This window comes from Salinimicrobium sp. TIG7-5_MAKvit (assembly GCF_049569215.1).
Lineage (GTDB): Bacteria > Bacteroidota > Bacteroidia > Flavobacteriales > Flavobacteriaceae > Salinimicrobium > Salinimicrobium profundisediminis.
In genome coordinates this window covers 352,188-365,408 of the sequence record NZ_CP145903.1, presented here as the reverse complement: position 1 = coordinate 365,408, position 13,221 = coordinate 352,188, and the positions used below count along the sequence as shown (strand labels likewise).

Annotated in this window: 13 protein-coding genes; 7 read left to right on the top strand and 6 right to left on the bottom strand. The window is 42.4% G+C overall.

Annotated elements, in window-relative coordinates:
• Positions 1-37 precede the first annotated feature (37 nt).
• Both V5739_RS01645 and V5739_RS01640 read right to left on the bottom strand, forming a co-directional pair.
• Positions 38-559 carry a hypothetical protein gene (locus tag V5739_RS01645; RefSeq protein WP_423819400.1) on the bottom strand — a complete coding sequence of 174 codons (522 nt, stop codon included), beginning with the start codon at positions 557-559 and terminating at the stop codon, positions 38-40.
• Positions 560-566: 7 nt separating this feature from the next.
• Positions 567-2,186 (bottom strand): FMN-binding glutamate synthase family protein, encoded by a 1,620-nt coding sequence (locus V5739_RS01640; RefSeq protein WP_423819399.1) that lies wholly within the window; start codon positions 2,184-2,186, stop codon positions 567-569.
• A 184-nt stretch (positions 2,187-2,370) separates the two neighbouring features.
• On the opposite strand from V5739_RS01640, the gene V5739_RS01635 reads away from it, so the two are divergent.
• The 3 genes from V5739_RS01635 to V5739_RS01625 all read left to right on the top strand — a co-directional run bounded on the left by V5739_RS01635 (position 2,371) and on the right by V5739_RS01625 (position 5,659).
• The gene (locus V5739_RS01635) at positions 2,371-4,701 is read left to right on the top strand and encodes an ATP-dependent helicase (RefSeq protein ID WP_423819398.1); all 2,331 of its coding nucleotides are present in this window, start codon (positions 2,371-2,373) and stop codon (positions 4,699-4,701) included.
• Between the two features lie 54 nt (positions 4,702-4,755).
• Positions 4,756-4,968 carry a DUF2945 domain-containing protein gene (locus V5739_RS01630; protein WP_266070927.1) on the top strand — a complete coding sequence of 71 codons (213 nt, stop codon included), beginning with the start codon at positions 4,756-4,758 and terminating at the stop codon, positions 4,966-4,968.
• A 70-nt stretch (positions 4,969-5,038) separates the two neighbouring features.
• Entirely contained in the window at positions 5,039-5,659 is a 621-nt protein-coding gene (locus V5739_RS01625; protein ID WP_266070928.1) for an L-threonylcarbamoyladenylate synthase, read from the top strand.
• A 106-nt stretch (positions 5,660-5,765) separates the two neighbouring features.
• Here V5739_RS01625 and V5739_RS01620 read toward each other — a convergent pair whose 3' ends face one another.
• The 4 genes from V5739_RS01620 to V5739_RS01605 form a co-directional block, all read right to left on the bottom strand.
• The gene (locus V5739_RS01620; RefSeq protein ID WP_423819397.1) at positions 5,766-6,890 is read right to left on the bottom strand and encodes a hypothetical protein; all 1,125 of its coding nucleotides are present in this window, start codon (positions 6,888-6,890) and stop codon (positions 5,766-5,768) included.
• 140 nt (positions 6,891-7,030) lie between these two features.
• Positions 7,031-7,864, bottom strand: coding sequence for an OmpA family protein (locus tag V5739_RS01615; protein WP_266070930.1), 834 nt, complete (start codon positions 7,862-7,864; stop codon positions 7,031-7,033).
• 90 nt (positions 7,865-7,954) lie between these two features.
• Entirely contained in the window at positions 7,955-8,947 is a 993-nt protein-coding gene (locus tag V5739_RS01610) for a glycosyltransferase family 2 protein (RefSeq protein ID WP_423819396.1), read from the bottom strand.
• 61 nt (positions 8,948-9,008) lie between these two features.
• A complete protein-coding gene (locus V5739_RS01605) occupies positions 9,009-9,452 on the bottom strand; it encodes a type I restriction enzyme HsdR N-terminal domain-containing protein (RefSeq protein ID WP_423819395.1) in 444 nt (147 codons plus the stop codon).
• Positions 9,453-9,512: 60 nt separating this feature from the next.
• Between V5739_RS01605 and holA the strand changes: the two genes are divergently transcribed.
• From holA to V5739_RS01585, 4 genes are all read left to right on the top strand, one after another.
• Positions 9,513-10,517, top strand: a complete 1,005-nt coding sequence (holA, locus tag V5739_RS01600; protein ID WP_423819394.1) for a DNA polymerase III subunit delta — start codon at positions 9,513-9,515, stop codon at positions 10,515-10,517.
• 1 nt (position 10,518) lies between these two features.
• A complete protein-coding gene (gene menA, locus V5739_RS01595; protein WP_423819393.1) occupies positions 10,519-11,421 on the top strand; it encodes a 1,4-dihydroxy-2-naphthoate octaprenyltransferase in 903 nt (300 codons plus the stop codon).
• Between the two features lie 70 nt (positions 11,422-11,491).
• Positions 11,492-12,172 carry a metal-dependent hydrolase gene (locus tag V5739_RS01590; RefSeq protein ID WP_423819392.1) on the top strand — a complete coding sequence of 227 codons (681 nt, stop codon included), beginning with the start codon at positions 11,492-11,494 and terminating at the stop codon, positions 12,170-12,172.
• A 9-nt stretch (positions 12,173-12,181) separates the two neighbouring features.
• Positions 12,182-13,216 (top strand): o-succinylbenzoate synthase, encoded by a 1,035-nt coding sequence (locus tag V5739_RS01585; RefSeq protein ID WP_423819391.1) that lies wholly within the window; start codon positions 12,182-12,184, stop codon positions 13,214-13,216.
• Positions 13,217-13,221: the final 5 nt, after the last annotated feature.

Here is a 13,221-nt window from a genome sequence, read left to right as displayed (position 1 = left end):
GTTAGGCTTTTATTTTGAAATGAAAATCTGCAGGTGATTACCACAGGTTCTTTACTTCATTTTTGATGTAAGCCAGGCCGGTTTCGCTAGGGGGCTGTTGATCGATAAGTGAATTTACAACTTGCTGCCGCAGTTCATTTGCGGTGGTGACCTCTTCACGGCCTGCAACTTTTCGGAGGTTGTTTATCGTGGCATTTTTAGACGCTTTGATAACGTTCCAGCATTCGTCAGAAATATAAATTTGTTGCGCCAGATTGTGCTCAAATTCCTGTTCAATAGCCTTTATGAGAAGCGTTAAATAAGCTTCTTTGTCATTTCCTGCAGGTTTGATCCTTACAAGAAGATTTCCCGGGGCAATGCGTTCCAGGAAAAGGGCCATTCTTTCATAGGCCTGTAGCCGTAAAGGCAGCGCCTGTTTTTGTGCTTCTTTGTGAAGTAAATACCGCCGCCGCCGCTCTTCATTGCGGGTGTGCAGGTTAAAAAAATAGAAGGCAATCACGCCCACAACCACTGCCGGCAAAATGTAGAACAGCAGCTCTAAAATGGAATCTTCTGTCATTGGTCAACTATTGATCGGCTACCGAGGTGTCTTCAGTTTCTACCTCTTTCACATCGGTTTCTTTACCTTTTCTGTACGAGCCCCCTAAGTTAGGACATCCTGCCAAAGTAGCAACAGAATCAAATGGAACTTTTGTCTTGTTGTACATGAAAGTTTCCGCCAGAGTCTTGGCAATGAACCGGTCGCCAAGGTTAATTTCCACATCATCCATCGTAAACTGGCAGGGGTGTTCGTATCCGCAGGCATGGGTGATCTCCAGAAGTTCCTTCCTGAAATTGTTGAAATAATAATTCACCCTTTCCGATTTATCTTTCACGTTAATACCGGCTTGTAGCCAGCGGTTTTGCGTTGCCACGCCCGTAGGGCAGGTGTTGGTATGGCAGGATTGTGCCTGTATACAGCCCACGCTTAGCATGGCTTCGCGGGCAACATTAATACAATCTACGCCCATTGCAAAAGCCATGGCCGCTTTAGCAGGAAAACCGAGTTTACCACTGCCAATAAATACAATGTGATTGGCGAGATCTCTTGCCTGGAAGATCTTATAAACATCGGTGAAGCCGTAGATCCAGGGCAGAGCCACATGATCGGCAAAACTTGGAGGGGCCGCCCCGGTACCACCCTCGCCGCCATCTATAGAAATAAAGTCCGGTCCGCGGTTGGTTTCGGCCATGATACTCGCCAGCTCCCGCCATTCATCGAGTTTCCCAATAGCGGCTTTTATTCCCACCGGCAGGCCTGTTTCTTCCGCAATTTCTTCTATCCAGTCTACCAGCTCCTGCATGTTGCTAAAAGTGCTGTGCGCAGGTGGAGACAGCACGTCTTTTCCCATGGGCACGTGTCTAATTTCGGATATCTCCTTCGTTATTTTGGATGCGGGCAGCACTCCTCCTTTCCCGGGTTTGGCACCCTGGGAGAGTTTGATTTCTATAGCTCTTATACTGGGATATTCTTTAACAAGCTTTACCAGTTTTTCCATCGAAAAACCGCCGTCTTCATTTCGAATTCCAAAATATCCTGTTCCTACCTGGAAAACGATATCTGCCCCTTTTTTGTGGTAAGGAGACAAACCTCCTTCGCCGGTGTTGTGATAAGCGTAGGCTTTTTTGCACCCAAGATTCAAAGATTCTATTGCTTTGGCAGAAAGGGAGCCAAAGCTCATTGCCGAGACGTTAATTACCGATGCAGGCCGAAATGGTCGACGTCGTTTGTGAAATTCACCTATTACTTTTGCACAAGCCACAAAATAAGGATCTTCCCGGTTAACGTGCTTATGGGGCATGTAGTAAGGAATTACGGCATTGTTGATAAAGATGTAATTCACTTCATTGATGTCCTGATCTGTTCCAAAACCTTCGTAATTATTGACATTTTTGGAAGATGCATATACCCAGCCGCGCTCAATTCGATTGAACGGGAGTTCTTCCCTGTTTCCTGCCACAATGTACTGCCGCAATTCGGGGCCAATACTTTCGAGCATGTACCTGAAATGTCCTACCAATGGAAAATTATGGAGAATGATGTGTTTTTTATTTATGAAAACGTCATAAATTACTACCAGCACAACAAAAATGAGGAGCCACATCCACCAGGAGATATTTCCCAGTAAATCGAAAATATTATCCATACAAACCGCTTTAATTCCTAAAAAATCAAAAGTTAGCTTATATAGCTGCTCCTCCAAAATATATTGTTTTAAAATATTCGTAAAATAGTTTTTTGGAGCTTTCAGTTAAAGCCAAAAAGATATAGTAGGAGGGTTCTTATTTCGCCTCATTTTAGCTATTTTCACCCCTTAAAAGAAGTTACTATTGGAATCTTATTTAGCCGAATTAAATGATGCCCAGCGAGCTCCAGTATTACAGAAGGATGGAGCTATGATTGTTATTGCAGGTGCGGGATCTGGGAAGACGCGGGTACTTACCTATCGGATTGCTTATCTTATGAGTAAAGGAGTTGATGCCTTCAATATCCTTTCATTAACTTTTACCAATAAGGCAGCGCGGGAAATGAAAACCCGAATTGCAAAAATTGTTGGGAACAGCGAGGCCAAAAATCTGTGGATGGGTACTTTTCACTCCATCTTTGCCAAGATGCTTAGGTTTGAGGCCGATAAACTGGGATACCCTTCCAATTTTACTATTTATGACACCCAGGATTCCCAACGTCTTATATCGGCTATTATTAAGGAGATGGGGCTCGATAAGGATGTGTACAAGTACAAGCAGGTCTATTCCCGTATCTCGTCTTATAAGAACAGTCTCATTACCGTAAAGGCATATTTTCAGAATCCTGAATTGATGGAAGCCGATGCCATGTCAAAAAAACCAAGGCTGGGTGAAATTTACAGGGAATATGTAGACCGCTGCTTTAAGGCAGGAGCGATGGACTTTGATGACTTGTTGCTTAAAACAAATGAGCTGCTCAATCGTTTCCCCGAGGTGCTTCAGAAGTACCAGAATCGCTTCAGGTATATTCTGGTAGACGAGTACCAGGATACCAACCACTCCCAGTACCTTATTGTTAAAGCGCTTTCAGATAAATTTCAGAATATATGCGTGGTAGGTGATGATGCGCAAAGTATCTATGCCTTCCGTGGCGCTAACATCAACAATATTCTCAACTTTCAGAAGGATTATGACAACGTACAAATGTACCGTCTGGAACAGAATTACCGTTCTTCCAAGAACATAGTTGAAGCGGCCAACTCCATCATTGAAAAAAACAAGACCCGACTGGAAAAAGTGGTGTGGACGGCTAATGAAGACGGGCCAAGGATCGTTGTAAACCGCCTGCTCACCGATGGGGAAGAAGGAAGGTTTGTAGCAGGATCTATTTTTGAGAACCGGATGGAGCACCAAATGAAAAATGGTGATTTCGCTATTCTTTACCGCACAAATGCACAGAGCCGGGCCATGGAAGATGCCCTTCGGAAAAAAGATATCCCTTACCGTATTTATGGCGGACTCTCTTTTTACCAGCGTAAAGAAATTAAAGATGTGCTGTCCTATCTCAGGCTGGTGATCAACCCTAAAGATGAGGAAGCGCTAAAACGGGTGATCAATTACCCGGCAAGGGGAATTGGGCAAACAACTATAGACAGGCTTACCATTGCTGCCAATCACTACAAAAGATCGATCTATGAGATCATTGAAAACCTGGACAGGATTGACCTGAAGATCAACAGAGGTACCAAAAATAAGCTGGAGAATTTCATCAACATGGTCAAAAGCTTCCAGATCATGAATGAAACTGCCGATGCTTTCACCATTGCTGAAACTGTTGCGAAAAAAACCGGGCTTTTACAGGAGTTGAAGAAAGATGGTACGCCCGAAGGTATTGCAAAAATTGAGAACATCGAGGAATTACTTAACGGGATAAGGGATTTTGTTGAAGAGCAAAAAGAACTGGCCGATGTTACCGGTTCCCTTACCGAATTTCTTGAAGATGTTGCACTGGCTACCGATATGGATAAAGACTCGGGCGATGATGATCGTGTTGCCCTAATGACCATACATTTGGCTAAAGGCCTGGAATTCCCGTTTGTGTACATTGTGGGGATGGAAGAAGACTTATTCCCTTCGGCTATGAGTATGAGTACCCGTAGCGAACTGGAAGAAGAACGCCGGCTTTTCTATGTGGCTCTTACCAGGGCCGAGAAAAAAGCTTTTCTTACTTACACCCAATCGAGGTACCGCTGGGGAAAACTCGTAGATGCCGAGCCCAGCAGGTTCATTGAAGAAATAGATGATAAGTACCTGGATTTTATGATTCCGCAGGACGATTATAAATACAAGCCTCTTATTGATACCGACATTTTTGGGGAGGTAGATAAAAGTAAATTCCGTCAAACCAAACCTTCAAGCGGCACTCCGCCACCATCACATAAACCTACAGAAGAACAACTTCAAAAACTGAGGAAGCTGCGACCTGCAACTTCTCCCGGCAATACGGCTTCTGCAGGAGAAGTGATCAAACTTATGGCAGGTGACCAAGTAGAGCATATGCGTTTTGGTAAAGGAAAAGTGTTGAGCATTGAAGGGGCAGGGCAGGATAAAAAAGCAGAAATCGACTTTGAAACAGGGGGGATAAAAAAACTACTCCTAAAGTTTGCCAAGCTTAAATTACTCAATCAAGGTTAAGTAATTGTTATTCTTTAGTTTAGATGTATTCTTGTTCTTATTTTTAAATAAAAAATGATAAGAGAAGGTACAGCAGTAAAGTGGAAGTGGGGTAAAGGAACCGCCCAGGGAAAAGTGAAAAATACTTTTGATCATGAAGTTACACACACTATTAAAGGAACAAAGGTAACCCGCAAAGGAAGCCCCGAAAATAAAGCCTTGTATATTCAGCAGGAAAATGGGAATGAAGTTCTCAAACTTGAAAGTGAGGTAGAAAGAAATGACTAAATTTCTCTAAAACTCTTATTAAAAGGCGCTGATTTTTTGTAATTTTTGAAGCATTTAAATCAGAAGAACTATGGCAGAATTAATCAGGATCTACGAAGAGAACCCCAATCCAAAAGAAGTAAAGAGAGTAGTAGAAGCTTTAAGAGACGGTGCTTTAATCATTTATCCTACAGATACGGTATACGGTTTGGGATGCGATATCACCAATAATGCAGCCCTTGAACGCATAGCCCAGCTTAGGGGTGTAAAACTTGAAAAGGCCAATTTTTCTTTTATCTGTGAAAATTTGAGCAACCTTTCTGATTATGTGAGGCAAATAGATAACCAAACCTTTAAAATACTCAAGAGAAACCTGCCCGGGCCTTATACTTTTATTCTGCCGGGGAACAATAATTTACCCTCGGTCTTTAGAAAGAAGAAGACTGTAGGTATTCGTATACCCGATAATAATATTTGCAGAGCGCTTGTAGGAGGTCTTGGTAACCCGATAGTGTCTACTTCCATTCGTGACGATGATGAGGTGCTGGAGTACACCACAGATCCTGAACTCATCCTTGAAAAATGGGATAAGCATGTAGAAATAGTGGTAGATGGCGGATACGGTGATAATGTACCCTCTACAGTAATTGATCTCACTACCCCCGAACCGGAAGTGATTAGGGAAGGCAAGGGAAGCCTCGAAATCTTATAGAAGGAACCCCATTTCTCAATAATATTTCTATGGAGTATAATAAAACAAAAAAGAGGCTGTCTTACAAAGACAGCCTCTTTTGAATTAGGTCAAAAGGTTTTTCTTCTTATTCAAAAATATCTCCAAACACGGCGATGAAAGCTTCGTGCGCCTCTTGTTGAGAAAGGATATGCCCTTTCTTTTGTGCGCTGGTTGCCAGTTCATACCCCAGGCGGGCTGCTTCCATTCTTTGAAGTGGCGTACCGTGGTGGCCGCTGCTGGCAAAGCTGCAGTCTCCAATATTGAAAAATAGCTCAAAGAATTGCTCCACTCTCTTCCAGTTGTAAGTAGCACCTCTTTTATGCGTCATGTAGTAAGCAGCTAAAAAGTCGGCTTCGAGTTCTGTGAGACGGGTGGCTGCTGCCGGGTCTTCATCTGCACCGTTAGGATACCATTCAGTATAATTGTCAAACTGAATCTCGTGCGCCCACTCATGAGCTAAAATCCCGGTCCATACAATACCTTCATCAATCCCGGTATTGGCAAGAACTGACGTTATTCCATCTCCAATCACAATAAGATCTCCTGTTGTAGCGAATCCGTCCATGGCAAAATATGGACTTTCAGGAAGAACAGGTGATGCTTCATTAATAGCCAGGAGTTGATCAGCAATTGCGTATGCATCTTCTCTGGTTTCAACGTTAGCGCCAACAATCATGTATAGATCGGCCAGTTTTTCACGATCGTTCAAACTGGCAGTATGTTGCCCGTTTACTCTAATCTCGCCTTGCATTCCCCAAAACTTCTCCAGGTCACGAATTCTCTTCTTTACAAAATTGGTGTATTGACCTTCATCTCCATAGTACTGTTCAGAAGTATCAAGGTACGCCATGTAGAAGCTCAGGTCAAGGTAGAGGGAGTAGTAGGTCAACGCCAGCGGATCTGAATAGAAGGGCTGGATCACCTTATTAATTTCCTGATTAAAAGCTGTGGGTGCACATTCAGATGGCGCTACAGCATCCATTTTAAATACCTCATTCCTTAAATTGTGACCTGCATAAGTAACAGGGTCTACATTGAATTCTGGATTGAGTGTAGCGTTTGCACTTAGCGTTCGTGCCGACTGTACTGCGTTCACGCCTGCAGCATCTACATTCATAATTTCTTCTACTTCGTTTTCTTTTTCACACGAAATACTAATAAGCCCGGCGCACAGGGTAACCATGGCAATCTTGTTGAAATTTTTCAGCATAATTTTAGTTTAGTTTGATTTTTATTAGGTGCTGAAGCTAATAAAAAAATATTATTATAAGTGTAATTTACTGGAGATTAATTTGTTAAAAATAAAAAACCCGGCCTATAGCCGGGTTTTTAAAGAATATTTGAGCTTATTTATTTAGCAGTCTGCATTCCTTCTTCAATAAGGTTGTAGAATTGATCAAGTTTTGGAAGAATCACGATACGGGTTCTTCTGTTCTTGGCTCTACCTTCAGCAGTTTCGTTTGAAGCTACAGGAACGTAGTAACTTCTACCCGCAGCGGTCATTCTTTGTGGCTGAACACCAAACTCTTCCTGAAGTACACGTACTACAGAAGTAGCTCTTTTTACAGAAAGATCCCAGTTGTCCTGAAGAACTGCATTTCTAATTGACTTGTCATCTGTGTGACCTTCAACCATAAATTCAATTTCTGGACGGTTTTTCACAACAGTGGCTACTTTTCCAAGTACTTCTTTAGCACGGTCAGATACATTGTATTTTCCGCTTTCGAAAAGAAGTTTGTCAGAAATAGAAACATAAACTACTCCTTTTTCAACATTGATCTGGATATCGTCATCACTCATGTTTCCAAGAACACCTTTAAGGCTGGTAACCAAAGCAAGTGTTACAGAATCTTTTTTAGTGATCGCATCCTGCATACGCTGAATCTTCATATCTTTTTCTTTGATACTTTCTAAAGAGCGTTCAAGATTTTCGGCTTCTTTCTTTGATAAGGTGGCAAGATCTCCAACGTTGTTCAATAAAGCAGTATTTTGGTTGCTCAACTGACTAATTTGTTGGTTCAATCGATCTTTTTCATCCAAACAGGAGTTAAGTTTAACCGTGGCTGTGTTCAACTTGTCCTGAGTCTCCTTTTGTTGAGCTTCAAGCTCGGCATATTTCTTCTGTGAAACGCATGAAGAAAAAAGGAGCGCAGCAGTTGCCGATAAAAGCATGAATTTTTTCATAATTCTTAATTGTGTGATTAAATGTTAACGTTTCAAAAATACAAAATCTAAGGTCATTCCGAAATTTAAACAGAACATAATTAAAATAATTTAAACTCTCTTAAATTCCTTCCTTCCCTGTAGGTAATATGCGAATACAACGGAGATATTGTTATAATATTTTGTCTTTTTTGGAGAAGGTTTTCTTTTTTTCCACATTTTTCCTGCATGCTGGTAAAACTGAAAATGGGCTCTTATAATGGCTGCTGAATGTGAGGGTTTTAGCTCAATTAAGAATTTTACACCTGCCAGCCCATCCAAAAGTAACCGGAGAAAAATGATGATAAATACCTTGTCTTTTGGTGCATTTTTTAGCACTGTGTAGAGGCTGTTCCTAAAATTTAAAAAAGTCTTGCGCGGGTGCATGGCATTTAAAGTGCCTCCTCCAAGATGGTAAACCGTTGACGCTCCCACTGCTTTTACCTTTAGCCCGCTGTTGTAAAGGCGCCAGCAAAGATCTATTTCTTCCTGGTGCGCAAAGAAATCTTCGTCAAAACCTCCCGCCTCAAAAAAGGCATTTTTGCGTATCATCATACAGGCCCCTGTAGCCCAAAAGATCTCTTTGGTATCATCGTACTGCCCATGATCTTCTTCAAGGGTTTCAAAAATGCGGCCCCGGCAGTAGGGATAACCCATGACATCAATATAGCCGCCTGCAGCCCCGGCATATTCAAAATGGGTCTTTTTCCGGTAATTGAGGATCTTCGGCTGGAGTGCTGCAACCTTCTTATCCTGCTCCATTTCTTGTATTAATGGCTGTAACCATCCTTCAGTCACCTCTACATCGCTGTTCAAAAGCACAAAAATGTCTTCCTGCAGGTCTTGAAGGGCGTCGTTATAGCCTTTAGCAAATCCGCCGTTTATTTTATTCTGAATGATCTTTACCAGCGGAAAATTCTTCCGAAGAAATGGTACCGAATCATCGGTAGAGGCATTATCGGCTATATAAATAATAGCTTTAGGAGAATTTTGTACCACCGAAGGTAAGAACTGCTGCAATAAAGCTTTTCCGTTCCAGTTAAGAATGACCACTGCTACTTTCACAGGTGCAAATTAAAGTAAATTATAAGGTTGATGCATTATAGGGTGTCAAAAATGGCATTTTCTAGCCCCATTCCGGGAGGTCTGGGAGAAAGTGGTATTGCTCGGCTACATAATCAAGCTGACAAAAATAATGCTGAAGCCCGTTGGTCACCATCAGGTAATCTGCCTGCAGGGCCAGGTTGTAACGTGCAATCTGGTCAAAAGTGTCTTGTGTAATAGGAACAGAAGCTGCCTTGCATTCTACCACCAGGTGAATATCACCATTGGGTTTATAGGCCAGTACATCATACCTTTTTATAAGATCGTGGAGCTTCACTTGCTTTTCTACATTGAGCAGGCTCTTTGGAAATTTCTTTTCCTGAAGAAGAAATTGCACCACGTGTTGGCGCACCCATTCTTCGGGCGTAAGCAAAACAAATTTTTTCCGAAGCTCATCAAAAACAGCTATTTTATTTTCGCTATTTTTGAGCCGAAATGAGTACCGGGGGAAGTTAAGTGTATGCATGCTCAAAAGTAGGATTTTTTCAGAAGAAACTTCTTTTAGTCCCTCCCCAAAACCAGCTTTATGGATGACGTAAAAAATATAGTGACTGCCATTAAAAAAGGGGATATTAAACCTATCTATTTTTTAACGGGAGAAGAGCCGTATTTTATTGATAAGATTTCAGATTACATTGAAGACCATGTTTTGCCCGAAGAAGAAAAGGGCTTTAACCAGATGGTGCTTTACGGGCGCGATGTGACTGTAGATGACATTATTGGCAACGCCAAACGTTATCCCATGATGGCCGAGCGGCAGGTAATTATCGTAAAAGAAGCCCAGGATCTTTCGCGCACCATAGAGCAACTCCTGCCTTATGCCGAAAACCCGCAACCCACCACCGTTTTGGTTTTCAACTACAAGTATAAAAAGCTTGATAAGCGCAAAAAGCTGCACAAGGCAATAGCAAAAACCGGCGTGATCTATGAAAACAAGAGGTTGTATGAGAACCAGGTTGTAGACTGGATACAGGCAGAAATGCATAGCCGCGGTTACCAAATGGCGCCAAAGGCAGCGCAAATGCTCCTCGAGTTTTTAGGTAACCAGTTAGATAAGATTGACAATGAGCTAAAGAAACTTCAGCTTATTACTCCAAAAGGAAGCACTATAACTCCTGAAGTTATAGAGGAGAATATAGGGATAAGTAAAGACTTCAATATTTTTGAGCTGCGAAAGGCTATTGGCAGTAAAGACAACCTGAAGGCGCACCGCATTATCAATTACTTTTCACAGAATGAGAAAGACCATCCTATGGTGATGACGGTGGGAATGTTGTTCAGCTTCTTTGTGCAGCTGCAGCAGTACCATGCGCTTAAAGACCAGTCTGAGAACAATGTGGCCAGGGCGTTAAAGATCAATCGGTTTTTTGTGAGAGACTATGTTACCGCTGCCCGTAATTACAACATGAAGAAGGTAAGCAGTATTATTTCCTACTTGCGTGATGCCGATGTGAAAAGCAAGGGAGTAGAAGCTGCCAATGTGCCACAGGGCGATCTTTTAAAAGAATTACTTTTCAAAATTATCAATTAATATGGCGAATTTAGATACCTGGGTAAGTGCAGCGAGGCTCAGAACACTGCCGCTATCAATTTCAGGAATTTTGGTGGGAAGTTCTATAGCTGTAGCGCAAAATGAGTTCAATAGCGTGATCTTTGCACTGGCTTTGGCCACCACGCTGGGCCTCCAGGTTCTCTCCAACTTTGCCAATGATTATGGAGATTTTGTGAAAGGAACAGACAATGAAGACAGGGTAGGCCCGCAACGTGCACTTCAAAGCGGAATGATAACCCGGGATGAAATGTTCTGGGGAATGATAGTTACCGGCATCATCACTTTCTTTTTTGCCGTTACGCTTATTTATCTTGCTTTTGGTACCCGTAGCCTGTTCTACGGACTGGTGTTTTTGGTACTGGGAATAGGCGCTATAGCTGCAGCAGTGAAGTATACCGTGGGAGATTCGGCTTATGGTTACAGGGGCCTGGGAGACGTGTTTGTGTTCGTGTTCTTCGGACTTGTTGCGGTTTATGGCAGCTATTTTCTTTATACTATGGAATGGGACTGGCGGGTATTTTTACCGGCTGCCACTATTGGATTCTTAAGTGCCGGGGTGCTCAACCTTAACAATATGCGCGATCGCGCTGCCGATGCTAAAGCAGGAAAGAACACTTTAGTAGTTAAACTGGGAGAGGCCCAGGCAAAACAATACCATTATTTTCTCTTGCTGGCGGCATTTTCCTCTATGATCCTCTATTCGGCTTTCTCGTTTACAGGAATAGATGATCTCCTGTACCTCTTTGCTTTTGTGCCACTTTTGTTCCACTTAAAGAGGATCATGGAGAACAAGAATCCCGTTCTCCTCGATCCCGAACTTAAGAAACTAGCCTTAGGCACTTTCTTACTGGCTGTTCTTTTTGGGCTGGGACAAATATTATAGGTGTCAAAAATGGCATTTTTGGAAGGCCTTTAAGGCAGGATTTTGTATTTTGTTTTGAAAATATAATATTATGAAAATTACTCACTACGCACACAGCACATTTGCAATAGAAGTTAAGGGTGTTCACCTTTTAATAGATCCTTTTATCTCGGGTAATGAGAAGGTGAAGGGAAAGGTGAATATTGATGATCTAAAGGCAGATTATATCCTGTTAACCCATGCCCATCAGGATCATACGCTAGATGCTGAAGCCATTGCCAAACGAACCGGCGCGGTGATCATCAGTAATTTTGAAATAGCCACTCATTACGAAAATAAAGGCCTGGAAGTACACCCGCTTAACCACGGTGGTAAATGGAACTTTGAATTTGGAACAGTGAAATACGTCAACGCCATTCATACCAGCTCCTTTCCCGATGGTAGTTACGGCGGCCAGTCCGGCGGATTTGTCATTGAAGGGGAACACAAGAATATTTACATTGCAGGCGACACCGCGCTAACTATGGATATGAAACTTATCCCCATGCACACCAAGCTAGACCTGGCCATACTGCCTATTGGCGATAATTTCACCATGGGTGTAGATGATGCCATTATAGCTAGTGATTTTGTGCAGTGTGATAAAGTGCTGGGTTGTCACTATGACACTTTTGGATATATTGAAATTGATCATGAAGAGGCAAAGAGGAAATTCTATGAAAAAGGGAAAGACCTTATGTTGCTTGAGACAGGGGAAAGTATAGAACTTTAAACAATATAAGTGCAGGCAAATTATTATAAGTATATCCTTAATTTTAAACGCCCCAGCGGTACTTCGCGGGGCGTTCTTACGCAAAAGGAAACTTGGTTTATTATTCTGAAGCAAAACGGAAAGACCGGAATTGGAGAGTGCGGTATTTTAAGAAGCCTTAGTTACGACGATCGGCCGGGTTATGAAGAAAAACTGAAGTGGGTGTGCGAAAACATCCAGCTCGGTGAAAACAGGCTATGGGAAGAACTTCGGGAATTTCCAAGCATACAGTTTGGGGTAGAAATGGCCTTTAGATCGTTAGCGGCGCAAGAACCTTTTCTATTATTTCCTTCGGAATTTACTTCCGGAAAGGCGCCCATTTCTATCAACGGGCTCGTTTGGATGGGGGAGGAGCAGTATATGAAAGAGCAAATAGTTGAAAAGATCAGGGGCGGCTTCAAATGCATTAAGCTGAAGATAGGTGCTATAGATTTTGAAACTGAAATGAAATTGCTCAGCTTCATCAGGCGTGAATTTACTTCAGAAGAAATGGAAGTAAGAGTAGATGCGAATGGAGCTTTTAAACCTTCCGAAGCATTAGAAAAACTGAAGCGTCTCAGCGATCTGGAACTTCACAGTATAGAACAGCCCATAAAACAAGGTCAGCCCGAAGAAATGGCTGCGCTTTGTGAGCAAACACCTTTGCCTGTTGCCCTTGATGAAGAATTAATTGGGGTAACCGGTCTTTCGCAAAAGAGGGAGCTGCTGGAAAAAACCCGGTCTCAATATGTCATTTTTAAGCCCAGTCTCATTGGCGGGTTTCGGGGAACAGATGAGTGGATTGAGCTTAGCCGTGAACTCGGTATTGGCTGGTGGGTTACCAGTGCTCTTGAAAGTAATGTAGGGCTTAATGCTATTGCACAATACACTTACAATCTTAACAATCTTATGCCGCAGGGGCTTGGCACAGGAGGTTTGTACACCAATAATTTTGAAGCTCCTCTCGAAGTTGAGAACGGAAAATTATGGTATCGCCCCAACAAAAGCTGGAATTTTAATCTATAAAAGAA